The 22,727-nt window shown below is 74.3% G+C and carries 22 protein-coding genes; 15 read left to right on the forward strand and 7 right to left on the reverse strand.

All coding sequences use genetic code 11. The annotated features are described in order from the left end of the window. Window positions 1-4 precede the first annotated feature (4 nt). On the forward strand, window positions 5-1,510 hold the full coding sequence (locus ACGF3H_RS35165; protein WP_362495961.1) for a carboxylesterase family protein: 1,506 nt from the start codon (window positions 5-7) through the stop codon (window positions 1,508-1,510). A 23-nt stretch (window positions 1,511-1,533) separates the two neighbouring features. Here ACGF3H_RS35165 and mmuM read toward each other — a convergent pair whose 3' ends face one another. Further along, window positions 1,534-2,442, reverse strand: a complete 909-nt coding sequence (mmuM, locus tag ACGF3H_RS35170; RefSeq protein ID WP_362495959.1) for a homocysteine S-methyltransferase — start codon at window positions 2,440-2,442, stop codon at window positions 1,534-1,536. Window positions 2,443-2,601: 159 nt separating this feature from the next. On the opposite strand from mmuM, the gene ACGF3H_RS35175 reads away from it, so the two are divergent. From ACGF3H_RS35175 to ACGF3H_RS35185, 3 genes are read left to right on the forward strand one after another with little or no spacing between them, the layout of a single operon-like run. Further along, on the forward strand, window positions 2,602-3,441 hold the full coding sequence (locus tag ACGF3H_RS35175) for a CPBP family intramembrane glutamic endopeptidase (protein ID WP_362495957.1): 840 nt from the start codon (window positions 2,602-2,604) through the stop codon (window positions 3,439-3,441). Next, window positions 3,438-4,604 carry a histidine kinase gene (locus ACGF3H_RS35180; RefSeq protein ID WP_362495955.1) on the forward strand — a complete coding sequence of 389 codons (1,167 nt, stop codon included), beginning with the start codon at window positions 3,438-3,440 and terminating at the stop codon, window positions 4,602-4,604. Before ACGF3H_RS35175 ends, ACGF3H_RS35180 begins: the two co-directional genes overlap by 4 nt. Further along, complete coding sequence (locus ACGF3H_RS35185; RefSeq protein ID WP_362495952.1) at window positions 4,601-5,260, forward strand: response regulator transcription factor; 660 nt, start codon at window positions 4,601-4,603, stop codon at window positions 5,258-5,260. Before ACGF3H_RS35180 ends, ACGF3H_RS35185 begins: the two co-directional genes overlap by 4 nt. A gap of 22 nt (window positions 5,261-5,282) precedes the next feature. Here ACGF3H_RS35185 and ACGF3H_RS35190 read toward each other — a convergent pair whose 3' ends face one another. Continuing rightward, window positions 5,283-5,819, reverse strand: a complete 537-nt coding sequence (locus ACGF3H_RS35190) for a hypothetical protein (RefSeq protein ID WP_362495949.1) — start codon at window positions 5,817-5,819, stop codon at window positions 5,283-5,285. A 119-nt stretch (window positions 5,820-5,938) separates the two neighbouring features. Between ACGF3H_RS35190 and ACGF3H_RS35195 the strand changes: the two genes are divergently transcribed. The 3 genes from ACGF3H_RS35195 to ACGF3H_RS35205 are packed head-to-tail and all read left to right on the forward strand — an operon-like array spanning window position 5,939 to window position 7,991. Continuing rightward, the gene (locus ACGF3H_RS35195) at window positions 5,939-6,409 is read left to right on the forward strand and encodes a hypothetical protein (RefSeq protein ID WP_362495947.1); all 471 of its coding nucleotides are present in this window, start codon (window positions 5,939-5,941) and stop codon (window positions 6,407-6,409) included. After that, window positions 6,406-7,152, forward strand: coding sequence for an isocitrate lyase/phosphoenolpyruvate mutase family protein (locus ACGF3H_RS35200; RefSeq protein WP_362495944.1), 747 nt, complete (start codon window positions 6,406-6,408; stop codon window positions 7,150-7,152). Before ACGF3H_RS35195 ends, ACGF3H_RS35200 begins: the two co-directional genes overlap by 4 nt. Before the next feature lie 35 nt (window positions 7,153-7,187). Continuing rightward, window positions 7,188-7,991, forward strand: coding sequence for an SAM-dependent methyltransferase (locus ACGF3H_RS35205; protein WP_362495941.1), 804 nt, complete (start codon window positions 7,188-7,190; stop codon window positions 7,989-7,991). A 40-nt stretch (window positions 7,992-8,031) separates the two neighbouring features. Here ACGF3H_RS35205 and ACGF3H_RS35210 read toward each other — a convergent pair whose 3' ends face one another. Continuing rightward, on the reverse strand, window positions 8,032-8,604 hold the full coding sequence (locus ACGF3H_RS35210; RefSeq protein WP_362495940.1) for a TetR-like C-terminal domain-containing protein: 573 nt from the start codon (window positions 8,602-8,604) through the stop codon (window positions 8,032-8,034). Window positions 8,605-8,770: 166 nt separating this feature from the next. Between ACGF3H_RS35210 and ACGF3H_RS35215 the strand changes: the two genes are divergently transcribed. Continuing rightward, window positions 8,771-9,220: a nitroreductase/quinone reductase family protein gene (locus ACGF3H_RS35215; RefSeq protein ID WP_362495937.1), complete on the forward strand. Its 450-nt coding sequence runs from the start codon at window positions 8,771-8,773 to the stop codon at window positions 9,218-9,220. Between the two features lie 9 nt (window positions 9,221-9,229). On the opposite strand, the gene ACGF3H_RS35220 is transcribed toward ACGF3H_RS35215, so the two are convergent. Next, the gene (locus tag ACGF3H_RS35220; RefSeq protein ID WP_362495934.1) at window positions 9,230-10,483 is read right to left on the reverse strand and encodes an FAD-binding protein; all 1,254 of its coding nucleotides are present in this window, start codon (window positions 10,481-10,483) and stop codon (window positions 9,230-9,232) included. Window positions 10,484-10,677: 194 nt separating this feature from the next. On the opposite strand from ACGF3H_RS35220, the gene ACGF3H_RS35225 reads away from it, so the two are divergent. From ACGF3H_RS35225 to ACGF3H_RS35240, 4 genes are all read left to right on the forward strand, one after another. After that, window positions 10,678-11,997, forward strand: a complete 1,320-nt coding sequence (locus ACGF3H_RS35225; RefSeq protein ID WP_362495931.1) for a radical SAM protein — start codon at window positions 10,678-10,680, stop codon at window positions 11,995-11,997. A gap of 392 nt (window positions 11,998-12,389) precedes the next feature. After that, window positions 12,390-13,490 (forward strand): ribosome small subunit-dependent GTPase A, encoded by a 1,101-nt coding sequence (gene rsgA / locus ACGF3H_RS35230; RefSeq protein WP_362495928.1) that lies wholly within the window; start codon window positions 12,390-12,392, stop codon window positions 13,488-13,490. An 87-nt stretch (window positions 13,491-13,577) separates the two neighbouring features. After that, window positions 13,578-14,984 carry an AlkA N-terminal domain-containing protein gene (locus ACGF3H_RS35235; RefSeq protein WP_362496048.1) on the forward strand — a complete coding sequence of 469 codons (1,407 nt, stop codon included), beginning with the start codon at window positions 13,578-13,580 and terminating at the stop codon, window positions 14,982-14,984. After that, window positions 14,981-15,487 carry a methylated-DNA--[protein]-cysteine S-methyltransferase gene (locus ACGF3H_RS35240; RefSeq protein ID WP_362495926.1) on the forward strand — a complete coding sequence of 169 codons (507 nt, stop codon included), beginning with the start codon at window positions 14,981-14,983 and terminating at the stop codon, window positions 15,485-15,487. Before ACGF3H_RS35235 ends, ACGF3H_RS35240 begins: the two co-directional genes overlap by 4 nt. Here the strand turns inward: ACGF3H_RS35240 and ACGF3H_RS35245 are convergent. After that, window positions 15,484-15,966 carry a DUF456 domain-containing protein gene (locus tag ACGF3H_RS35245; RefSeq protein WP_362495923.1) on the reverse strand — a complete coding sequence of 161 codons (483 nt, stop codon included), beginning with the start codon at window positions 15,964-15,966 and terminating at the stop codon, window positions 15,484-15,486. The genes ACGF3H_RS35240 and ACGF3H_RS35245 overlap by 4 nt on opposite strands. Window positions 15,967-16,032: 66 nt before the next feature. Next, the gene (locus ACGF3H_RS35250; RefSeq protein WP_362495921.1) at window positions 16,033-17,016 is read right to left on the reverse strand and encodes a helix-turn-helix domain-containing protein; all 984 of its coding nucleotides are present in this window, start codon (window positions 17,014-17,016) and stop codon (window positions 16,033-16,035) included. 284 nt (window positions 17,017-17,300) lie between these two features. On the opposite strand from ACGF3H_RS35250, the gene ACGF3H_RS35255 reads away from it, so the two are divergent. From ACGF3H_RS35255 to ACGF3H_RS35265, 3 genes are all read left to right on the forward strand, one after another. Beyond that, window positions 17,301-19,208, forward strand: coding sequence for a protein phosphatase 2C domain-containing protein (locus ACGF3H_RS35255; RefSeq protein ID WP_393816575.1), 1,908 nt, complete (start codon window positions 17,301-17,303; stop codon window positions 19,206-19,208). Window positions 19,209-19,235: 27 nt separating this feature from the next. After that, entirely contained in the window at window positions 19,236-20,978 is a 1,743-nt protein-coding gene (locus ACGF3H_RS35260; protein ID WP_362495915.1) for a pyruvate dehydrogenase, read from the forward strand. A 189-nt stretch (window positions 20,979-21,167) separates the two neighbouring features. Beyond that, window positions 21,168-21,566, forward strand: coding sequence for an ATP-binding protein (locus ACGF3H_RS35265; RefSeq protein ID WP_362495913.1), 399 nt, complete (start codon window positions 21,168-21,170; stop codon window positions 21,564-21,566). A gap of 77 nt (window positions 21,567-21,643) precedes the next feature. Here ACGF3H_RS35265 and ACGF3H_RS35270 read toward each other — a convergent pair whose 3' ends face one another. Then, window positions 21,644-22,699 (reverse strand): DUF2637 domain-containing protein, encoded by a 1,056-nt coding sequence (locus tag ACGF3H_RS35270; protein ID WP_362495910.1) that lies wholly within the window; start codon window positions 22,697-22,699, stop codon window positions 21,644-21,646. Window positions 22,700-22,727: the final 28 nt, after the last annotated feature.

Genomic DNA, 22,727 nt, shown 5'->3' on the forward strand with positions numbered 1-22,727 from the left:
GCGTATGACGGCAGGCCGGACGGACCCCGTGGTCAGCACGCCCTACGGGGCGGTACGCGGCAGACACGAGCACGGGATCGCCGTGTTCCGGGGCGTCCCGTACGCGGCGCCCCCCTTCGGGCCCCGCCGGTTCCGGCCGCCCGTGCCGCCCGAGCCCTGGGACGGAGTGCGCGACGCGGGCGCGTTCGGCCCGACCGCGCCGAAACCGCCGTACTCCGAGGCGTTCGCCCAGTACCTGTCCGACCCGGCGGTCCCCGGCGACGACTGCCTCAACCTCAACGTCTGGACGCCGGAACCGGGGCCCGGGGCCCGCCTGCCCGTCCTGGTGTGGCTGCACGGCGGCGCCCTGACCAGGGGGTCCTCCGCCGTCCCCGTCTACGACGGCCGCACCTTCGCCCGCGACGGCGTGGTCTGCGTCTCGGTCAACTACCGCCTGGGCGTCGAGGGCTACGGACTGTTCCCGGACGCCCCCGCCAATGCCGGACTGCGCGACCAGATCGCCGCCCTGGAGTGGGTGCGGCGGTCGATCGCGGCCTTCGGCGGCGACCCCGACCGGGTGACCGTCGCCGGTCAGTCGGCCGGGGCGATCAGCATCGGAGCCCTCCTGGCCGCACCGCAGGCCCGCGGACTGATGCGGCGCGCGGTGCTGCAGAGCGGCGCACCGGAGGCGTCCGACCGCGACAAGGTCCGCCGGATGGTGCGCCGCATCGCCGCCCGCCTGAAGATCCCGGCGACCGCGGAGGCCTTCGCCGCCGCCGACCGCGAGCACCTGCTGCGCGCCCAGGCCGAGGTGGGCAGGTTCAGCAGCCCCGTGCTCGGCGGCCCCGCCTTCGGCATCGTCGTCGACGGCGACGTGGTGCCGGGCGACCCCCTGGAGGCGCTCGTCGACGGCGGGGCGGCACGGGACGTCGACCTGATGATGGGCTGGACCCGTGACGAGTACCGGCTCTGGCTGGTCCCCGGCGGCCTCCTCGAACGCGTCGACCGGCTCGGCGCCGTCGCCCTGGCGGGCGCGCGGGCCCGCTGCCACTGCGGCAACGAGGTGGTACGCGGCTACCGCGCCCTGCGCCCCGGGGCCGGCGTCGCCGAGACCGTCGGCCAGCTCGTCACCGACCACCTGCTGCGCATCCCGCTGCACCGGGTGGCCGACGCGCGGCCGGACTCCTCCCACGTCTACGAGTTCGCCTGGCCGTCCAACCTGCCGGACCTCGGCGCCTGCCACGCCCTGGAGCTGGGCTTCGTCTTCGACTCCGGGGACGGGCCGGACGCGCGCAGGCTCGCGGGCGAGGGGGCCCCGCAGGAACTGGCCGACGCGATGCACGGGGCGTGGGCCCGCTTCGCCGCGTCCGGCGACCCGGGCTGGCCGGCCTGGGACGCCACGCACCCCGTGCGGGTCTTCGGCGACGGCGCCCCGTACACGGCGCACGGCCCGTACGACGCCGAGTTCGGTCTGTGGCAGGCCGACGTCAGCCCGCGCGGGACGCGGCCCAGGCGGCTGGTGCGGCGGTGAGGTGACCGGCCGGTGACGCCGCGTCAGGCGGCGGCCAGCGTCGCCGCGACCGACGAGATCTCCCGCGGTCCCACCCGGCAGCACCCGCCGATCAGACGGGCCCCGGCGTCCCGCCAGTCCCGCACCTGCGCCGGGGTGAAGGTGGAGCGGCCGGTCCAGCCGCGGGCGCCGGCGTCCCAGGACTCGCCGCTGTTGGGATAGACGACGACGGGCTTGCCCGTGACCCGCGCGGCCGTCGCGATCGCACCCGCCGCGTCCCGCGGGGCGCAGCAGTTCACACCGACCGCGACCACCTCGTCCGCCTCCGCCACCAGGGCGAAGGCCTCCTCCAGAGGCTGCCCGGCGCGGGTGCGGTCGCCCGTGACGGTGTACGACAGCCAGGCCGGCACGCCCAGTCCGCGCACCGCCCGCAGCAGTGCCGCGGCCTCGTCGGCGTCGGGGACGGTCTCCAGCGCGAGCACGTCCGGCCGGGCGGCGGCCAGTACCTCCAGGCGGGGCCGGTGGAAGCGCTCCAGCTCCGCGATGCCGAGGCCGTACCGCCCCCGGTACTCGGAGCCGTCCGCGAGCATCGCCCCGTAGGGACCGGCCGACGCCGCCACCCACAGGCGCCGGTCCGCCCGCGCGCGGCGGGCCGCCTCCCGCGCCAGCTCCACACTCGACGCGATGAGTTCCGCGGCGCGCTGCCGGCCGGCACCGCGCCGGGCGAACCCCTCGAAGGTGGCCTGGTAGCTCGCGGTGATCGCCACGTCCGCGCCCGCCCGGAAGTAGGCGAGGTGCGCCGCGGTGATCGCCTCGGGGTCCTCGGCGAGCAGCCGCGCCGACCACAGGCCGTCGCCCAGGTCGTGACCCGCCGACTCCAGCTGGTTGGACATGCCGCCGTCGAGCACGAGGGGGCGGCCCGGGAGGAGGGCGTCGGCGAAGTCGCTGGTCATGGCACGAGGTTAGCCGGGCCCCGGATGCCCGCCGGGGGCTTGTCCCCCGTGCGAGCTACGGCCAGGTGTCCACCGTGAGGTGACGATCTCCGGCCGCCGGATCCGTAGCGTCCCTTGCAGTCCGCGGCGCCCGGCCGCCGGCCCGACGAAGGGGGTCCCGTGAGGTTTGTCTGGCAGTTCCTGGCCGTCCTGGCGATGTACGCCGTCACCGGCAACGCCGTCAACGCGGTGAAGGAGAACGACGCGCTCACCCTGGTCCTCGGCGTGACCGCGGCGGCGCTGGCGGTACTGGTGTACGCATGGGTGGTCCGGCGGACCGAGCGCCGGCCCGCCGCGGACGTGGCCCGGGAGGGTGCCGCCTCGCGCACCTGCTGGGGCGTCCTGATCGGCGTCGGGATGTTCGTCGCCGTCGTCTCGAACCTCTACACCGCCGGGTACTACGAGATCGACGGCCTCGGCTCGGTGACGGGCGCGCTGGGGCTGGCCGGCTTCATGGCGGGAGCCGCCGCGACGGAGGAAGTGGTGTACCGCGGTGTCCTGTTCCGCATCGTCGAGGAACGCGTCGGCACCTACCTCGCGCTGGCGCTGACCGGCCTGGTGTTCGGACTCTCGCACCTCTTCAACGAGCACGCGACCCTGTGGGGCGCCCTCGCCATCGCCGTCGAGGCCGGCTTCATGCTCGCCGCCGCCTACGCCGCCACCCGCAATCTCTGGCTGACGATCGGCGTGCACTTCGGCTGGAACTTCGCCGCGGCCGGCATCTTCAGCACCGAGGTCTCCGGCAACGGGGCCAACGAGGGACTGCTGGACACCTCGACCTCGGGCCCGGAACTGCTCACCGGCGGCGAGTTCGGTCCCGAGGGCAGCGTGTACGCGGTGGGCTTCGGGGCGCTGCTGACGGTCGTGTTCCTGTGGCTGGCCCACCGGCGCGGGAACGTCGTGCGGTTCGGTTCCCGGCGTGCCGTGGGTGCCGGTGCCGCCGCTAAGCTGCCCCGGTGATCGATCGTCGACGGGTTCAGGAGTCGTGGCACCGGCTCGACGTCACGGTCCGGGACCTTCCGCTCGGCCTGCTGCTCCTCGCCGCCTCGGTCATGCCCGTGTTCCGGGGCGACGGCACGGAGATCGGGGACCTGCCGACCCGGTCCGCCGACGCGCTCGCCGGCGTGGCGGCCGTCCTGCAGTGCCTTCCGCTGGCGGTGCGCCGGCGGTGGCCGCTCGTCTGCCTCACCCTGGTGTCGCTCGGTTTCGCCGTCGACCAGCTGCGCGGCTACCACCTCGTCGCGGGCACCGCGCTGCCCGTCGCGCTGCTGAGCGCCGGGTCCTGGACGGAGCGGTACCGGCGCGCCACCCTGATCACCGCCTCGGTGGCGTACACGGCGCTGGCGGTCGCGCTCCACCGGATCGGCCCGGGCCAGCCGGCGGCCGAGTTCGCGACGTTCTACCTGGCGCTGGCCCTCGCGTGGGGCATCGGCGCGTGGATGCGGTCCGCCCGGGCCGCGGAGGCAGAACGCCGCGGCCGCGTCGCCGAGGACGCCCGCAGCGCCGAACGCACCCGGATCGCCCGCGAGCTCCACGACGTCGTGACCCACCACGTCACGGCGATGGTCGTGCAGTCCGAGGCGGCCCGGTACCTGACCGCGGCGCCCGAGCGTCTGGACCAGGCCCTGGCCGCCGTCAGCGACACCGGACGGCGCGCCATCACCGATCTGCGGCACCTGCTGGACCTGCTCGACCCCGACCACGGAACGGGGCAGGGAGGCGAGGACAGGACGCCGCCCGTCGGGCGGCTGCTCACGCTCGTCGAGCAGACGCGACGGTCCGGGCAGCCGGTGGAGTTCACCGAGGAGGGCACGCCGCCGGCCTCGACGGGCAGCGCCGACCTCGTGGCCTACCGGGTCGTGCAGGAAGCCCTGACCAACGCCCTCAAGCACGACCGCGGCAGCCGGACCTCGGTCCTGGTGCGCCACGGCGAAAGGGAGATCACCGTGGAGGTCGGCACGGACGGTTCCGGGTCGCGGGACGCTTCCCCCGGCGGCAGCGGGCGTGGCCTGGAGGGCCTGCGCGAACGGGTCGGCGTCCTGGGCGGTGAGTTCAGCGCGGGCCGCCGCACGGACGGTGGCTTCCTGGTCCGGGCGCGGATACCCGCGGGGAGCCCGGCGTGAGCGCGCCCGTCCGGGTCCTGGTCTGCGACGACCAGGCGCTGATCCGCACCGGACTGGCGACGATCATCGGCGCCCAGCCCGACCTGGAGGTGGCGGGCGAGTGCGGGGACGGACGGACCGCGGTGGAACTGGCCGGCCGGCTGCGCCCGGACGTCGTGGTGATGGACGTGCGCATGCCGGTCCTCGACGGCATCGAGGCCACCCGGCTGCTGGCCGGCGCGGGGGTGGAGCACCCGGTGAAGGTGCTCGTCGTGACGACGTTCAACCTGGACGAGTACGTCTACGAGGCGCTTCGGGCCGGAGCGAGCGGGTTCCTGCTCAAGGACGCGCCGCCGGACCGGCTGCTGCACGGCATCCGGACCGTGGCCATGGGCGCGGCCCTGCTGGATCCCGAGGTGACGCGACGGCTCGTCGGCCGGTACGCCGCCCGGATCCGGCCCGTCGCGGGCCGCGCCCAGGACATTCCGCTCACCCCCCGCGAACTGGAGGTCCTCCGCCTCATCGCGGACGGCCTGTCCAACAGCGAGATCGCCTCGGCCCTCGTGATCAGCCACGAGACCGTCAAGACCTTCGTGTCCCGCATCCTCACCAAGCTCGGCCTGCGCGACCGGGTCCAGGCCGTCGTCTACGCCTACCGGCACGGCCTGGTCACCTGAGCCCCGGCCCCGCGCCGGCGGCTCAGCCCTGGAGGCGGCGGCGCATCTGGGACAGGCGGCGGTCGTAGCGGAAGTGGTACCAGACCATCCACGTCATGAAGACGACCGCGACCGCGAGCATCCAGCCGCCCCGGACCATCGCCCCAGCGGCGAGCCACAGGGCCGCGGTGCCGAAGAAGAGCACGGCGAGGAAGGGGAGCGCCCACCAGCGGTGGCGCCGCAGCCGCCGCTGGCGCGAGTCGACCAGCGCCGCCATCGCCCGCCGCCGCGCGGGCTCCTCGGGAGCCGGCGCGCCCTTGAGTATCTGCCGCTCCATGGCGGGTACGTCGTCCGGTTCGGTACCGGTGGCACGGGCGTCGCGGCTGCGGCGCCGGCGTACCAGCCACACGACGTAACAACTCGTCAGCGCGGCGCCCAGGAGGGCCGGCAGCCATCCCGAGAACCCGTTCAGGGCCATGCGGGTCACGAGCCCGACGACCAGGACCATCAGGCCCATCACCCATAACTTGTCCCGGCGGCGCCGCTCGGGGCGGCCGTCGTGTCGCTCGATGCTTGCCATGTCCACCTTCCGGCCGGTCCGAAGAAGCCGATGACTTCGGGATGACGGTCCGGGTACCCGCCCGGACGGTCAGGACACTTCGGCGGGGACCGAACCAACGGACCCGTAGCGTCGGGGACATGAGCGAGACGAACACCGCCACCGCGACCACCGTGCCCGCCGACGCCGTCACCGGCATGGTCGGCCATGTCCTCGCCCTGGCCGCGACCTGGACCGGCTGGGACGGGGAACCCGCCCGCGTCGACGGCCGGGTCTACACCCCGCACAAGGCCGTCCGGCGCGTCACCGACCACCTGATCGACCATCTCGCCGAACTGGAGGCGCGGTTGGCGGGTCAGCGCCCCCAGCCGGACCACTGGCACGCCTCCGCGATCACGACGGACGCCGACCGCGCGCCGTTCACCGAGGAGGACCTCGAAGAGGCCCGCAGCCGCCTCACCCGGCTCGCCCGGATCTGGGCCGACCGGCTCGGTGCACTCACCGACGAACAGCTCGACCACTCGCCGGGCGAGGGCTGGAGCTTCCGCGAACTCGCCGTGCACGTGGCGGAGTCCGCGTACTACGCCGACGCCGTGGGGGACCTGTCGTGACCGCGTTCGCCGACCTGCACCGCGAGGGCGATCCCCTGCTGCTGCCGTGCGCCTGGGACCATGCCTCCGCACTCCTCCTCGCCGGTCAGGGCTTCGCGGCGATCGGCACGACCAGTCTCGGCGTGGCGGCGGCGGGCGGGCTGCCCGACGGGGCCTCGGCGACCCGCGAGGAGACGCTCCGGCTGGCCCTCGCCCTGGGGTCGGGGCCGTTCCTCCTCTCCGTGGACGTGGAGGGCGGCTTCAGCGACGATCCCGAGGAGGTCGCGGAGTTCGCACGGCAGCTGGCGGCCGTCGGTGCCGTCGGCATCAACCTGGAGGACGGCCTCGGCCCCGTCGGCCGGCACGCCGCGAAGATCGCCGCGGTGCGGGCGGCGGCCCCCGGCCTCTTCGTCAACGCCCGTACGGACACGTACTGGCTCGGCGACGGCGAGGGGACGTTGCGGCGCCTCGACGCCTACCGGGAGGCGGGCGCCCACGGAGTCTTCGTGCCGGGTGTGAGCGACCCGGGCACGATCGCCGCCCTGGTCCGGCACCTCGACGTCCCCCTCAACGTCCTCTACACCCCCGCGGGCCCGGGCCTGCCCCACCTCACCGACCTCGGCGTACGCCGGGTGAGTCTGGGCTCGCTGCTGTACCGGCGTGCGCTGGGCGCGGCCCTGGAGGCCGCGGCCGGCATCCGGTCCGGGCGGGCTCCCGACGGAAGGGTGCCGAGCTACGACGACGTGCAAAAGCTGGGTAGTTGACCCCCTGAAGCGTCGCTCTGTGTGAAGCTGTCCCCATGGATCACCCGCGTGATGAAGTCAGGGCCAGGCTGCAGACCGACCGCCCGCACTCCGCCCGTGTCTGGAACTACTTGCTGGGCGGCAAGGACAACTATCCCGTCGACAGCCAGGTCGGCGACGTCATCCTGTCGACCTTCCCGGAGTTCGCGGCCGTCGCGCGCCTGCAACGGAAGTTCCTGGCGCGCGCCGTGCGCTTCCTGGCCGGGGAGGCCGGCATCCGCCAGTTCCTCGACATCGGCACCGGGCTGCCCACCGCGGACAACACGCACGAGCTGGCCCAGCGCATCGCGCCGGAGAGCCGCATCGTCTACGTCGACAACGACCCCCTCGTCCTGACGCACGCCGAGGCGCTGCTCACCAGCACCGACGAGGGGGCCTGCGCCTACATCGACGCCGACGTGCGCGACCCCGACCGGATCCTCGCCGAGGCCGCCAAGACCCTGGACTTCGACCGGCCGGTCGCCCTGACGATGCTGGGCATCATGGGGCAGGTCGCCGACGAGGACCGGCCCGCGGAGCTGGTCGCCCGGCTGGTGGAGGCGCTGCCGCCGGGCAGCTACCTCGCCCTGAGCGACGGCACGAACAGCAACGCCGCCCTGAACACGGCCGTCGAGACCTACAACGCGCAGTCGGCCAACACCTACCACCTGCGGTCCCCGCAGGAGATCGCCGCCTGCTTCGCCGGGCTCGAACTCGTCGAACCCGGTGTGGTGGCGTCCGCCGCCTGGCGTCCCGACGGCACCTCGTCCCCGGAGCACACGGCCGAGGTCGCCGTCTGCGGGGTCGCGCGCAAGGCCTGAGCCCGCGCGCGGGGCCCGGGCGGACGGCGGGCGGCGCCGGTCAGTCGCCGGCCGGCCAGTGTTCCAGCGCGACGTGCAGCGCGTCGACGGCCCTGTCCCACGACGCCTGCACGTCCCGCGGGGCACCGAAGGCCCCGGCTGCCTCCAGGGCGCAGTAACCGTGGAAGGTGCTGCGCAACAGGCGTACGGCATCGGTGAGGTCGGGCTCGGCGAGGCCGTACGCGCGCAGCATCCCGTAGGTGATCTCCGCCGTGCGGCGCAGCGCCGGGGAGTCGGCGGCGAGGGACCGGTCGACGCGGATCTGCGTCGCCGCGTACCGGCCGGGACGGCTCAGCGCGTACGCCCGGTAGGCGCCCGCGAAGGCGGCCAGCGCCTCCTTGCCGGCCCGCCCGGCGACCGCCGCCGCGATCTCCTCGATCAGCTCGCCGCCCGCCAGCAGCGCCATCCGCACGCGCAGGTCGTGCAGGCCGCGGACGTGCGTGTACAGGCTCGCGTCCTTCACCCCGAGGCGCCGGGCCAGCGCGGAGACGGTGACGCTCTCGAACCCCGCCTCGTCGGCCAGGTCGGCGGCGGCCGCGACGACACGCTCGGTCGTGAGGCCGGCTCGGGGCATGGGTCCACCTCTCCGGCGGGTGTGCTCGCATCACGGAATGTCCAGCCCGCATCCTAGGACAGGCGCAGGCCCGCGCCCCGGGCCGGCCGACCGCACGCCGACGCCCGCAGGGCCCGGTGCGCCGGTAGCGGTGCGGAGGCGCGACGGCTGTGGCAGATTGACCGCCATGGACCCGTCGACGATGAGCACCGAGCAGCGCAACGAGCTCAACCGCCAGGTCGCCGAGCAGTTCCGCGCACAGCGCGGCAGCGGGAAGATCGGCGAGATGATGCATGCCGACCGGATGCTCCTGCTCACCCACACCGGGGCCCGCAGCGGCACGCGGCGCACCACCCCGATGGGCTTCTGGCGCCTCGACGGCGGCCGCGTGGTCGTCGTCGCCTCCAACATGGGGGCGCCCCGGAACCCGGACTGGTTCCACAACATCGTGGCCCACCCCGACGTCACCGTCGAGCTCGGCCCGGACGCCTACCCGGCCGTCGCCACCGTCCTGGACACCTCCGAGCGCGACCGGCTGTGGCCGCTGCTGCTCGAACAGGCGCCGTTCTTCGCCCAGCACCGGGAGCAGGCCGGCCGCGACATCCCGCTGGTGGAGCTCCGCCGCACGACGGACTGACCGCCCGCCTCAGCCGGCCAGCACCCCGCGCACGAAACCGTTGGTGAACTTGCCCTCCGGATCCAGCGACTTCACCAGCGCCGCGAAGTCGCCGAGCCGCGGACAGCGCTCGCGCAGCACCGCCGCCGGAGTCGTGAACACCTTCCCCCAGTGGGGACGCGCGTCGAAGGCGTCCAGCGCCTCCTCCACCCGCCGCACCACCGGAAGCACCGCCGCGGTGTCCTCGACCCAGGTGAAGTGCACCGCCACCGTGTCCCGTCCGTACGCCGGGCTCAGCCACTGCTCGTCGGCGGCGACCGTGCGCACCTCGCAGGTCTGCAGCACCGGTGCCACGGTCTCCCGTACCGCGTCCAGCGCGCGCAGCGCGTCGAGGGCGTGCTCGCGCGGCATCAGGTACTCCGACTGCAGCTCGGCGCCGCTGCTGGGCACGAAGTCGGCACGGAAGTGCGGCAGCCGCTCGTGCCACGGCCCCGGCACCCCGAACTGCTCGGTGCAGTTGACCGCGGGCATGCCCGGCACGGGGTGCATCTTCGCGGTGGCCGGGGCGGCGTACGGGAAGTCCGGCAGCGGCCGGTCGGTGCGCCGCTTGAGCCACACCTGGCGGAAGCCCGGCTGCCGCCAGTCGGTGAACAGGCTCACGCTGTGGGCCGCCGACATCACCGTCTCGAACGTGGCCGTGTCCAGTCCGGCCAGCGGCAGCTCGGTGAAGACGTGCTGCTCGACCTCGTAGGCCGGCTCCAGGTCGAGGGTGAGGGCGGTCACGACACCGAGCGCGCCGAGCGAGGTGACCGCGCCGCCGAACCGCTCCTCGCCCCGCGCGACGGTCACCGTCGTACCGTCGGCCGTGACCAGCTCCACCTCGCGCACGACGGAGGCGAGCGGACCGTTGGCCACCCCGGAACCGTGCGTGCCGGTCGCCACCGACCCGGCGACCGAGATGTGCGGCAGCGACGCCATGTTCGGCAGCGCCAGTCCCCGGGCGTGCACCAGCCGGGCCAGCTCCGCGTACCGGACGCCGCCGCCCACCCGCACCGTACGGGCCGCCGTGTCCACGTCCACCTCGGGCGGCAGCGAGGCCAGCGACAGCAGAACGCCCTCGGGGCCCGGCTCGGCGATCTCGTTGAAGGAGTGCCCGCTGCCCAGCACCCGCACCCTGGAGCTGTCCGCCACCAGCGCCCGCAGCGCGTCCGCCGAGTGCGGCCGGAGCAGCTCCTTGGCCGTGTAGGTGATGTTGCCGGCCCAGTTGGTCACGGTGTCGGTCATCCGTCGCCCTCCCCTGAGGAAATCCGCGCGCCCCGCAGTCCCGGGGTCCCGCACCTGGAACCTACCTCCCCGGAGCTCCCGGCCGCCGGGCCGCCGGCCCGCCACGCGCGCCGGAGGGGGACCCGGCACGGGCGATGCGGGAGCGGGGGCATACCGTGAGGAGTCGTACGTCCGAACCGGGAGGAGACACTTCGATGGACAGCCGCACCGCGCTGGTCGAGGATCTGATGGAGCGGTTCCCGCACGTGCCGCGCGAGGCCGTCTTCAAGGAGGACCTCCTGCGGGGCGGCGTGGCCTTCGACCCCTCAGCGCTGAGCGACAACGAGGACGGCGAGGTCAAACCGAAGTCGTACTTCATCTTCTCCTTCGACCACGGCACCCTGCCCGAACTGGGCGAGGCCGCGCTGCGCCGCCCGCCCGAGGAGATCATCCTCACCGGCGGCCCCTACGACCTGCGCCGCACCGTCGTCTCGGTCCGGGTGAACCCGTCGTCGCCCTACCGCGTCGCCGCCGACGAGCACAACCAGCTCGGCCTCTACCTGGACGGCAAGCGCATCTCCGACGTCGGCGTGCCGCCGATGCCCGAGTACTACCGGCACAAGCTCTCCAACGGGAAGTCGGTCATGGAGGTGGCCCCGACCATCCAGTGGGGCTACCTGATCTACCTGACCGCGTTCCGCGTCTGCCAGTACTTCGGCGCCAAGGAGGAGTGCCAGTACTGCGACATCAACCACAACTGGCGCCAGCACAAGGCGGCCGGGCGGCCGTACACGGGCGTGAAGGACGTCGACGAGGTCCTCGAGGCGCTGGAGATCATCGACAAGTACGACACCGCCAAGATCTCCACCGCCTACACGCTCACCGGCGGCGCCATCACCTCGAAGGTCCAGGGGCTGGACGAGGCCGACTTCTACGGGCGCTACGCCAAGGCCATCGAGGAGCACTTCCCCGGCCGCTGGATCGGCAAGGTCGTCGCCCAGGCCCTGCCCAAGCCGGACGTCCAGCGCTTCAAGGACTACGGCGTGCAGATCTACCACCCCAACTTCGAGGTGTGGGACGAGTACCTGTTCAAGATGTACTGCCCCGGCAAGGAGCGCTACGTCGGCCGCGACGAGTGGCACAGGCGCATCCTGGACTCCACCGAAGTCTTCGGTGCCCGCAACGTCATCCCCAACTTCGTCGCCGGCGTCGAGATGGCCGAGCCCTTCGGCTTCAAGACGGTCGACGAGGCGATCGCGTCCACCACCGAGGGCCTGCGCTTCTTCATGTCGCACGGCATCACGCCGCGCTTCACCACCTGGTGCCCCGAGCCCACCACCCCGCTCGGCAAGGCCAACCCGCAGGGCGCACCGCTGGAGTACCACATCAGGCTGCTCCAGGCCTACCGGCAGACGATGGAGGACTTCGGCCTGTCCTCGCCCCCCGGCTACGGCCCGCCCGGCGCCGGCAACGCGGTCTTCTCCGTCAGCTCCTTCATGGACAGCCTGCCGGCGGACGAGCCCGTCCAGGCGTGAGCCGACGGTTCCGCGCGTGCCGCGGGCGGTGGGCACGGCGCCCGTGAGGTGTGCCGCAGACCGGCGCAGCTCCGCGCCGCCGACGCCGCCCGCGGGCGCCGGACCGCTGTGGCCGGCCGGCGCGGCGGCGCTGCCGCTGCCCGTGGAGGGTGCCGGAAAAACCCGTTGACGGGTCACGGTGCCGACCGGCTACTGTGACGGCACGTCGCGCGGAGACCGCCGCGGGGCGAAGGAAGCAGACGTGAGGAGGTGTCGACCGATGGCTGTCATTGCGACGGGCGCTGCCCGCATCCCGCACACCATCACGTCCACCTCCGTGGCCGCCGGCTGACCTCACCTCTTCTCCGTCGCGCATCGCGCGGCAGCCGGGGCCGCCCTGTGAAGGGTCACCCTTGACTTCCCTCTCCGCTTCCTCCGCCCACTCCGCCCTGACCCCCTACGGCTGGGACGAGGACTGGGCCGACGCGTTCACCCCCTACGACGCCGAGGGCCTGCTGCCCGGCCGCGTGGTCCGGGTCGACCGCGGTCAGTGCGACGTCGTCACCGCCGACGGCGTGCTGCGCGCCGACACCGCCTTCGTCACCCCGCACGACCCGCTGCGCGTCGTCTGCACCGGTGACTGGGTCGCCGTCGAACCGGGCGGCAACCCCCGCTACGTACGCACGTATCTGCCGCGCCGTACCGCCTTCGTGCGCTCCACCTCCTCCAAGCGGTCCGAGGGACAGATCCTCGCCGCCAACGTCGACCACGCCATCGTCGCCGTCTCACTGGCCGCAGAGCTCGACCTGGCCCGGATCGAACGCTTCCTCGCGCTCGCCTGGGAGTCCGGCGCACAGCCCGTGGTCGTCCTCACCAAGGCCGACCTGGTGACCGACCCGGTGACCCTGGCGTACCTCGTCCAGGACGTGGAGACGGCCGCGCCCGGCGTGCCGGTGCTGTCCGTCAGCGCCGCGCACGGCGAGGGACTCGACGTCCTCGCCGCCGTCGTCTCCGGCGGCACGGCGGTGCTGCTCGGACAGTCCGGCGCGGGCAAGTCCACCCTCGCCAACGCGCTGCTCGGCGAGGACGTCATGGGCGTCCAGGCCATCCGGGACGTCGACGGCAAGGGCCGCCACACCACCACCACCCGCAACCTGCTCGCCCTGCCCGGCGGGGGAGTGCTGATCGACACGCCCGGGCTGCGGGGCGTGGGGCTGTGGGACGCGGGCAACGGCGTCGGACAGGTCTTCGCCGAGATCGAGGAGCTGGCGCGACGGTGCCGGTTCCACGACTGCGCCCACGAGAGCGAGCCGGGCTGCGCCGTCCTCGCCGCCATCGACGGCGGCGAGCTGCCCGAGCGGCGGCTGGAGAGCTACCGCAAGCTCATGCGGGAGAACCAGCGCATCGTCGCCAAGACCGACGCCCGGCTGCGCGCCGAGATCCGCAAGGAGTGGAAGCGCCGGGGCGCCGTCGGGAAGGCGGCGATGGAGGCCAAGCGGGGCCGGATGCGGTAGCCGCCCCCACACCCCGGCACGATGTCCGATTTCCGCCAGCCCGGACCTCCGGGCCGGCGGAGACTGGACTGCGTGACCGAGAAGCCTATGCACACCGCCGAGCACGAGGACAGCAGGTACGAGGCCGTCCGCAGCCGGGACGCCCGGTTCGACGGGGCGTTCTTCTTCGCCGTGGAGACCACCGGCATCTACTGCCGGCCCAGCTGCCCGGCGGTCACGCCCAAACGGCGCAACGTCCGCTTCTTCGCCACGGCCGCCGCCGCGCAGGGGTCCGGTTTCCGGGCCTGCCGGCGGTGCCGCCCGGACGCCGTACCGGGCTCGGCCGACTGGAACGTGCGCGCCGACGTCGTCGGCCGGGCCATGCGGCTCATCGGCGACGGCGTCGTCGACCGCGAGGGCGTCACCGGACTCGCCGGCCGGCTCGGCTACAGCGCCCGCCAGGTGCAGCGCCAGCTCACCGCCGAGCTCGGCGCCGGCCCGGTGGCCCTCGCCCGCGCCCAGCGGGCGCACACCGCACGCGTCCTGCTCCAGACCACCGGCCTGCCGGTCACCGAGATCGCGTTCGCGTCCGGCTTCGCCAGCGTCCGGCAGTTCAACGAGACGATCAAGGCCGTGTACGCGGCCACCCCCAGCGACGTCCGCGCCGCCGCCCCGGCCCGCGACCGGGCCTCCCGCCGTGCGGCCACCCCGTCCGCCGGCATCCCCCTGCGGCTCGCCCACCGCGGCCCCTACCTGGCCGGACCCGTGTTCGACCTGCTCCAGCGGGAGGCGGTCGCGGGCGTCGAGGAGGTGAGCGGACCGCCCGGCCGCCGCGTCTACCGGCGCACCCTGCGCCTGCCCTACGGCACCGGGATCGTCGCCGTCGAGGAACGGCCGGGCCGGCCGGGGACCGGCAGCGGCGGCTGGCTCGACGCCCGCCTGCACCTCACCGACCTGCGCGACCTGACCACCTCCGTGCAACGGCTGCGGCGCCTGTTCGACCTCGACGCCGACCCGTACGCCGTCGACGAGCGGCTCGGCGCCGACCCCGTGCTCGCCCCGCTGGTCGCCGCCCGCCCCGGGCTGCGCTCACCGGGCGCCGCCGACCCCGACGAGTTCGCCGTACGCGCCCTCGTGGGGCGGGCGGAGGCCGAACGGCTGGTCCGCGGGTACGGCAAGGCACTCGACGCGCCCTGCGGCAGCCTGACCCACGTCTTCCCCGAACCGGCCGTCCTCGCCGGCGCCGAACCGCACGGCACCCCGGGCGCCCTCGCCGCCGCCCTCGCCGACGGTGCCGTACGCCTGGACCCGGGCGCCGACCGGGACGACGCCGAGCGGGCGCTGCTCGCCCTGCCCGGCCTGGACGCCCGTACGGCCGCCGCCATCCGCACCCGTGCCCTCGGCGACCCCGACGTCGCCCCGCCCGGGCCCGCCGTGCCCGACACCTGGCGCCCCTGGCGCTCGTACGCCGTGAACCACCTGCGCGCAGCAGGAGAGTGGGAGCAGCACCGATGACCACCACGACCACCACCTCCGTGACGTACTGGAGCGAGCTCGACAGCCCCGTCGGCACGCTGCTCCTCACCGCCGGCCAGGACGGGGCGCTCACCTCCCTGTCCGTGCCGGGGCAGAAGGGCGGCCGCGTCGTCCAGGACGGCTGGCGGCACGACGCCGGGCCCTTCCGGGAGGCCGAGGCGCAGCTCGCCGCCTACTTCGTCGGGGAACTGTCGGAGTTCCGGCTGCCGCTGCGCGCCGAGGGCACCGCCTTCCGGGAGCGCGTGTGGGCGGCCCTGGACGCCGTCCCCTACGGCGCGACCACGACGTACGGCGAGATCGCCGCGCGCATCGGTGCCTCCCGCCCCGCGGTACGCGCCGTCGGCGGCGCGATCGGCGCCAACCCGCTGCTGATCCTGCGCCCCTGCCACCGCGTGATCGGCTCCGACGGCTCCCTGACCGGCTACGCGGGCGGCCTGGAACGCAAGACACGGCTGCTGACCCTGGAGGGCGTGCGGCTCTAGCCGGCCAGCACCGCCCCGAGCCACGCCCCGGTCACCAGCAGGCAGGCGAACAGCTCCGTCAGCATGCTCGCGCCGCCCGAGCGCATCGCGGTCCGCAGGGCCGCCACCGCCTCGCCGTGCCGGCCGAGGCGCAGCCGTTCGGCCAGGTAGATGCCGCCCATGAAGCCCGGGACCGCCCCGACCACCGGGACCAGCACGAAGCCGAGGAACGCCCCGGCGCCCGCGTACGCCGCCGTGCGGTGGGTGATCGCGTCCGAGCGCGGCGACCGGGGCGGCAGCGTCCAGCGCACGGCCCGGGACACGAGCAGCACGGCCGTCGAACCCACCAGGACGAACCACGAGACGGGCTGCGGATCCTTCAGCGACCACCACAGGACCCCGGCCCACACCAGCCAGGACCCCGGCATGCCGGGCAGCAGCACGCCGCACAGCCCGAGCAGGACGACCAGGCCGGACAGCAGGAGGTCCCACGCTCCCATCTGTCCAGGGTGCATGAGGTCCGCACGGTCCGCAGAACTCCGCGGAGGCCCCGCCCCACCCGTCCGTCAGCCGGTCCGGGACACCCAGCCCCGCTCGTACGTGTGCCAGCCCAGCTGCAGCCTGGTCGTCACCCCGGTCAGCTCCATCAGCCGCTTGACCCGGCGCTGCACCGTCCGCAGACCCAGGTCCAGCTGCTTGGCGACGCTCGCGTCCGTCAGGCCGGCCAGCAGCAGGGAGAGTATCTCCAGATCGGTGCCGTCGGGCCCGTCCGGCCCCTGCTCGGTCACCCCCGACGCGCCGAGCCGCAGCGGCAGCGCCTCCCGCCACACCGCGTCGAACAGGCCCGACAGCAGCTCCAGCAGCCCGCTGGCGTGCACGACCAGCGCGGCCGGTTCCGCGGAGTGCGCGGTGAGCGGGACCAGGGCGAGCGACCGGTCGGCGATCACCAGCTTGGTCGGTACCCGGTCCACCACCCGCACCTGCTCGTCGCGGCCCAGCGCGGCGGTCAGCTCGGTGATGCCGGTCGGCAGGTCCAGCACCGACCGCTCGACCACCACCCGGTAGCGGACCCCGCGCTCGGCGGCCTGCTCCTCCGCGTCGTTCTCCATGCCGGTGACGGCGACCGGCTTGCCGGTCACCAGCGCGCACACCTCCTCGGCGGCGCCGAGCTGGAGCTGCAGGAAGCGGCGTGCCACCGCCGCGGCGCCGATCACGACCTCCACCAGGTCGTGCACCGCCGGTTCGCCCGCCGCCGCCCGGTACTCCTCGGCCAGCAGCGCCGCCGCCAGCTCCGCCTTCTCCAGCTCGTGCCGCTGCTGGGTGAGCAGCGCGCCGAGCGCGACGCCCGGCGGGGCGGCGACCCAGCGGCCGGGCCGGGCCGACGACTGGGCCGCCAGCCCGTTCTGTTCGAGCCGCCGCAGCGCGCGCTCCGTGTCCTGTTCGCCGAGTGCCAGCCTCCGCGCCAGATCGGGCACGTCGGCCGCTCCCACGGACACCAGCGCCCGGTAGGCCGACTCCTGCGTGTCCTCCAGCCCCAGCACTCCCAGCATCAGGCGCCGCCCCTCCCCGAAGTTCACCAATGTCCGCGGTGTCGCGCGTGGCGGAAACCGGCCACGGCACAAACCCGCCTCGCAACATCATCGCCGTACCGTCGGTCACTCTGCCAAGGTGGCGTCGCCGGGCGGTCCTCCCGTGGGGGGTGGGGCCGCCCGGCCACCCCACTCGCCACACCGTTCGACACCGTCACTCGAACACGCCGTCCACGTGCCCGTGGCCCGGCGGAATTTCCGGATGCCCCGTTTTCATCCGGCCCGCGCGGTGGACAATCAGGAACATGAGCCAGCAGGGGGGAAGGCCCACCGGTCCCGAGGACGACTGGTGGGGGCAGCTGTACGACGACTCCACCGGCGACACCGGCCCGACGGCCGCGCCCGATTCCCTGGACGACCGGTTCGCCTCGGCGGCGGGCACGGTGGGCGGCCCGGACGACGCCCCGGCCGACAGGCCCCCGCCCGACGAGCGGCCCCCCTGGTGGGCGGCACCCGAGCCGCCGGCCCTCCCGGAACAGCGCGGCCACCGCGGACAGCGGGTCGTCCCCGGCCCCCGTCCCGGCGACGATGCCCGGCCGGGCGACGACGCGTGGCGACCGGACGCCGCGGACGGGGACGGGACCCCGCCCCGCCCCGCCGACACGCCGCAGGACCCGCCCGGGGCGCCGTTGCCGCGTGCGTCCTGGGAGCCGCCGTCCGGTGGGCCGGGCGGGCCGGTGACCTTCCCGCCCGGCGGGACCCGGCGGACCGACGGGGCCGGAGAGCGGGCCCGCACGGAACCGCCCGCCCGGCCCATACCCCCCGACCCGGCCCCACCCACGCCCCCGCCCCCGCCCTCCGGCTCAGCGCCGCCGTCCGCGTCCTCCGGCTCCGTGCCGGCGCCCCCGCCTTCCGGCTCTGCTTCGCCGTCCGCGTCCTCCGGCTCCGTGCCGGCGCCCCCGCCTTCCGGCTCAGCTCCGCCGTCCGGGTCCTCCGGCTCAGCTTCGCCGCCTCCGCCTTCCGGCTCAGCTTCGCCGCCGCCTCCGCCTTCCGGCTCAGCTTCGCCGCCGTCGCCGCTCTCCGGCTCCGCGCCGCCGCCCCCGCCCCCGGCTGTCGCCTCCGCTCTGCCGCCGCCTCCACCGTCGTTCCTCCCCTCGCCGCAGCCGCAGGAGCCACCCCAGCCACGGCCGCAGGCGCCGGTGCCGGAGCCGCCGCCCCGCGGCGACGTGGCCGGTGCGGGTGCGGCCGCCCGTGACTACGTGGGCTCCGGACCGCCCACCTACGACGCCGAGCCCACCGCGCTGCCGCCCGCCGAACCCGACGCGCTGGACGGTCTGGTGGCGGACACCGTGCTGGAGGGTGCCCGGTACGGGACCTGCACGCTGCGGGCCGCCTCCGTGCGGGGCGACTCCGCGCGCTACCGAGGCGACCCGCGCCGCGACGCCCTGCTCGTCGCCCGGTTCGGCGCCGGCGAGCAGGCCCTGGTCCTGGTGGCGATGGCGACCGGCGCCCGCGGGACGGCCGGGACGCACCGGGCCGCCGCCCAGGTCTGCCGGTGGATCGGCCGGGCCGTGGGCCGCAGCCACGCCCGGCTCGCCGAGGACCTGCGCGCCGCCCGGCGCGGCGACCTCAAGTCCGGCCTGCACCGTCTCACCGACCGCAGCCTCGGCCGGCTCCGGGCCGAGGCCGCCGAACAGGGCCTCGCCCCGCACGCCTACGCGGCCACCCTGCGCTGCCTGCTGCTGCCCGCCGCCCCCGAGTGCCGCACCCGCGTGTTCTTCGGCGTCGGCGCGGGCGGACTGTTCCGCCTGCGGGACGGCGCCTGGCAGGACCTCGAACCGCGCTCCGGCGACATCACCGGCGAGCCCGTCGTCGGCTTCGGCTCCCCGCCGGGCGAGACACCCGAGGGCGACCGGCTCACCATGGACCTGGGCATCACCACGCCGCCCGGCCCGTACGCCGGACCGCCCGACGAGCCGTCCCGCGAGCCGTTCCGCTTCCGCGCCTCCGTAGCCCGCCCGGGTGACGTGCTGCTGATGTGCAGCGCGGGCCTGGCCGAGCCGCTGCTCGGCGAGCGGGAGCTGGGCGAACTCCTCGCGCGGCGATGGGCCGACGCCGAGCCGCCCGGCCTCGCCGAGTTCCTCGCCGACAGCGGGGTCCGGGTCAAGGGCTACGCCGACGACCGTACGGCCGCCGCCGTTTGGGAGGCGTGACACCGCGCGCTGTGCCTCCATGGACCCATGGCCAAACAGAACGTCGCGGAACAGTTCGTCGACATCCTCACCCGTGCCGGAGTGGAACGCCTCTACGGAGTCGTGGGCGACAGCCTCAACCCGATCGTGGACGCGGTGCGCCGCCACCCCGGCATCGACTGGGTGCACGTGCGGCACGAGGAGACCGCCGCCTTCGCCGCCGGCGCGGAGGCCCAGATCACCGGGAAGCTGACCGCCTGCGCCGGCTCCTGCGGCCCCGGCAACCTCCACCTCATCAACGGGCTGTACGACGCCCACCGCTCCATGGCCCCGGTGCTCGCCCTCGCCTCGCAGATCCCGTCCAGCGAGATCGGCCTCGGTTACTTCCAGGAGACCCACCCCGAACAACTGTTCCGCGAGTGCAGTCACTACTGCGAGCTGATTTCCAGTTCCCGGCAGATGCCCCGGCTGCTCAACACCGCGATCCAGCACGCGATCGGCCGCTCCGGCGTCAGCGTGGTCTCCCTGCCCGGTGACATCGCCGGAGAGCCCGCCCCGGAGAAGGCCGCCGAGACCGCCCTGGTCACCTCCCGGCCGACCGTCCGCCCGGGCGACGAGGAGATCGACAAGCTGGTGCGGCTGATCGACGGCGCCGACAAGGTCACCCTGTTCTGCGGCAGCGGCACGGCGGGCGCGCACGCCGAGGTCATGGAGTTCGCCGGGAAGATCAAGTCGCCGGTGGGGCACGCACTGCGCGGCAAGGAGTGGATCCAGTACGACAACCCGTACGACGTCGGCATGAGCGGACTGCTCGGCTACGGCGCCGCCTACGAGGCCACCCACGAGTGCGACCTGCTGATCCTGCTCGGCACGGACTTCCCGTACAACGCCTTCCTGCCCGACGACGTGCGGATCGCCCAGATCGACGTCCGGCCCGAGAACCTCGGCCGGCGGTCCAAGCTGGACCTCGCGGTGTGGGGCGACGCCAAGGAGACCCTGCGCTGCCTGATCCCCCGGGTGAAGGAGAAGAAGAACCGCCGCTTCCTCGACCGGATGCTCAAGAAGCACGCGGAGGCGCTGGAGGGCGTCGTCAAGGCGTACACCCGCAAGGTCGACAAGCACGTGCCGATCCACCCCGAGTACGTCGCCGCCGTGCTGGACGACATCGCCGACGGCGACTCCGTGTTCACCGTCGACACCGGAATGTGCAACGTCTGGGCGGCCCGGTACATCACGCCCAACGGCCGTCGCCGCATCATCGGTTCCTTCTCGCACGGCTCGATGGCCAACGCGCTGCCGATGGCGATCGGCGCCCAGCTCGCCGACCGGCGACGGCAGGTGATCTCGATGTCCGGCGACGGCGGGTTCACCATGCTGATGGGCGACTTCCTCACCCTCGTCCAGCAGGACCTGCCGGTGAAGGTCGTCCTGTTCAACAACTCCTCCCTCGGCATGGTCGAGCTGGAGATGCTGGTGGCGGGCCTGCCCTCGCACGGCGTGGCCAACCGCAACCCGGACTTCGCCGCCGTGGCCGAGGCCTGCGGTGCCTTCGGGGTGCGGGTGGAGAAGCCGAAGGACCTGGCCGGGGCGCTGAAGGCGGCCTTCAAGCACAAGGGCCCGGCCCTGGTCGACGTCGTCACCGATCCCAACGCCCTGTCCATCCCGCCGAAGATCAGCGCCGACATGCTCACCGGGTTCGCCCTGTCCGCCTCGAAGATCGTCCTGGACGGCGGCGTGGGCCGGATGCTCCAGATGGCCCGCTCGAACCTGCGCAACGTGCCGCGGCCCTGAGGCCTGTCGTCCGGATCGTGCCGGGGCCGCGGACCGGGGCGGATTTCGGCCGGTTCGACCGCTCGTGTGGCCGAACGGGCGTTGGCCGGGCATTCGACATGACTGCCCGGGGCCCGATCGGGCAAGGATCCCCCGTGAACGTGTTCGACAGGTAGAAGGGACATCGACATCGGCACGCGGACGGGGGACATGGAGAGGCAGGCGGTGCCACAGCTCAGGCGCAGACTGGGCCGGGCGGATCTGCGGGCGGTGCCCGAGGCCCGCCGGGCGCTGCGCGAGCTGCTGCGGCACTGGGGCGAACCCGGTCGGTCGGAGATCGCGGAGCTGCTCACCAGCGAGCTCGTCACCAACGCGCTCGTCCACACCGACGACGACGCGGTGCTGACCGCCACGGTCTCAGAGCGCGGGCTGCGGGTGGAGGTCCGGGACCGAGTGGCCCGGCTGCCCCGGCAGCGCGCCCCGGAACCGGACGAGAGCACCCACGGCCGGGGCCTGGTCCTGGTGCAGTCCCTGGCGGACGCGTGGGGCGTGCGGTCGCACGACGTGGGCAAGTCCGTCTGGTTCGAGCTGGGTGCGGACGCCGCGTGAACGCCGCAGGGGCGTGACACGCGGTCACGCCCCTGCGGCGGTGCGGCGGCCCGGCGGGTGGCCCCGGCCGTGCCGCCCTAGCCGAACTGCTGCTCCAGGTCCTTGAGCTTGCGCTCCAGGGAGTCCAGCCGCGGCAGGGCCTGGGTGTCGTCCTCGGCGGTGAGATCGACGGTGTGCTGGTCAGCTCCGGTGCGCACGGGCTGCAGCGAGGGAAGCTGGCGTACGGGCAGCTGCTCCGGCGTGGATATGGCGGGCTCCGCGGCGGCGGCCCGGTCCGAACCGCGCTCGACCTGCTGCACGTCCACCTCGACCTGCCGGCCGCCGCGGCCGGGGAGACCCCGGTGGCCGTGGCCCCGGCTGATCGCCTTCAACTGGGCCCGCTCCAGGCGCTCCTGCTCGCGCCGGCGCTGCTTGGTCTCCTCCTTCTGGCGCCGGTCGTCGCGCACCTCCTCGACCGCCTCGTCCAGGCTGCGCACACCCTCCAGGAGCATCAGCGACCAGGCGCGGTAGGTCTCCCGGGGGGCCCGCAGCCAGCGGACCATGCGGATCTGCGGCAGCGGACGCGGCACGAGACCCTGCTCGCGCAGCGCGGCCCGGCGGGTCTGCTTCAGGGCCCGGTCGAACAGCACCGCCGCCGACAGGGACATGCCCGCGAAGAAGTGCGGGGCGCCCGCGTGTCCGATGCCCCGGGGCGCGTGCACCCAGTTGAACCAGGCCGCCGCGAAGGCGAACGCCCACACGAGTATCCGGGAGCCGAGTGCCGCGTCACCGTGGCTGGCCTCGCGCACCGCGAGCACGGAGCAGAACATCGCCGCCCCGTCGAGCCCGAACGGGACCAGGTACTGCCAGCCGTCGCTCAGGCCGAGGTTCTGCTCGCCGAAGCCGACCAGCCCGTGGAAGGAGAGGGCCGCGGCGACCGCGGCGCAGCAGAAGAGCAGCACATAGGAGAAGGTGCCGTAGAGAGCCTCCTTGCGCCTGCGGCGCTCCTCGGCACGCTCCCACGAGTCGTCCGCGCCCGCGTCCTTCCCCGAGGATCGCTTTCCGCGCGCGAGCACCGCCACCGCCGCCAGCATGCCCAGGAGCAGTACGGCGCCCGGAAGCAGCCAGTTCAGCGATATGTCGGTCAATCTCATCTGGGGGTCCCTTGCCTTGGGATAGGGC

It is taken from the genome of Streptomyces sp. NPDC048185 (genome assembly GCF_043202495.1).
GTDB lineage: Bacteria > Actinomycetota > Actinomycetes > Streptomycetales > Streptomycetaceae > Streptomyces.

Excerpts from the sequence above, each read along its gene's own strand:
- ACGF3H_RS35165 (WP_362495961.1), top strand. The coding sequence starts at position 5 with ATGACGGCAGGCCGGACGGACCCCGTGGTCAGCACGCCCTACGGGGCG.
- mmuM (WP_362495959.1), bottom strand. The coding sequence starts at position 2,442 with ATGACCAGCGACTTCGCCGACGCCCTCCTCCCGGGCCGCCCCCTCGTG.
- ACGF3H_RS35190 (WP_362495949.1), bottom strand. The coding sequence starts at position 5,819 with ATGGCAAGCATCGAGCGACACGACGGCCGCCCCGAGCGGCGCCGCCGG.
- ACGF3H_RS35195 (WP_362495947.1), top strand. The coding sequence starts at position 5,939 with ATGAGCGAGACGAACACCGCCACCGCGACCACCGTGCCCGCCGACGCC.
- ACGF3H_RS35205 (WP_362495941.1), top strand. The coding sequence starts at position 7,188 with ATGGATCACCCGCGTGATGAAGTCAGGGCCAGGCTGCAGACCGACCGC.
- ACGF3H_RS35210 (WP_362495940.1), bottom strand. The coding sequence starts at position 8,604 with ATGCCCCGAGCCGGCCTCACGACCGAGCGTGTCGTCGCGGCCGCCGCC.
- ACGF3H_RS35215 (WP_362495937.1), top strand. The coding sequence starts at position 8,771 with ATGGACCCGTCGACGATGAGCACCGAGCAGCGCAACGAGCTCAACCGC.
- ACGF3H_RS35220 (WP_362495934.1), bottom strand. The coding sequence starts at position 10,483 with ATGACCGACACCGTGACCAACTGGGCCGGCAACATCACCTACACGGCC.
- ACGF3H_RS35225 (WP_362495931.1), top strand. The coding sequence starts at position 10,678 with ATGGACAGCCGCACCGCGCTGGTCGAGGATCTGATGGAGCGGTTCCCG.
- ACGF3H_RS35235 (WP_362496048.1), top strand. The coding sequence starts at position 13,578 with ATGCACACCGCCGAGCACGAGGACAGCAGGTACGAGGCCGTCCGCAGC.
- ACGF3H_RS35240 (WP_362495926.1), top strand. The coding sequence starts at position 14,981 with ATGACCACCACGACCACCACCTCCGTGACGTACTGGAGCGAGCTCGAC.
- ACGF3H_RS35245 (WP_362495923.1), bottom strand. The coding sequence starts at position 15,966 with ATGGGAGCGTGGGACCTCCTGCTGTCCGGCCTGGTCGTCCTGCTCGGG.
- ACGF3H_RS35250 (WP_362495921.1), bottom strand. The coding sequence starts at position 17,016 with ATGCTGGGAGTGCTGGGGCTGGAGGACACGCAGGAGTCGGCCTACCGG.
- ACGF3H_RS35255 (WP_393816575.1), top strand. The coding sequence starts at position 17,301 with ATGAGCCAGCAGGGGGGAAGGCCCACCGGTCCCGAGGACGACTGGTGG.
- ACGF3H_RS35260 (WP_362495915.1), top strand. The coding sequence starts at position 19,236 with ATGGCCAAACAGAACGTCGCGGAACAGTTCGTCGACATCCTCACCCGT.
- ACGF3H_RS35265 (WP_362495913.1), top strand. The coding sequence starts at position 21,168 with ATGGAGAGGCAGGCGGTGCCACAGCTCAGGCGCAGACTGGGCCGGGCG.
- ACGF3H_RS35270 (WP_362495910.1), bottom strand. The coding sequence starts at position 22,699 with ATGAGATTGACCGACATATCGCTGAACTGGCTGCTTCCGGGCGCCGTA.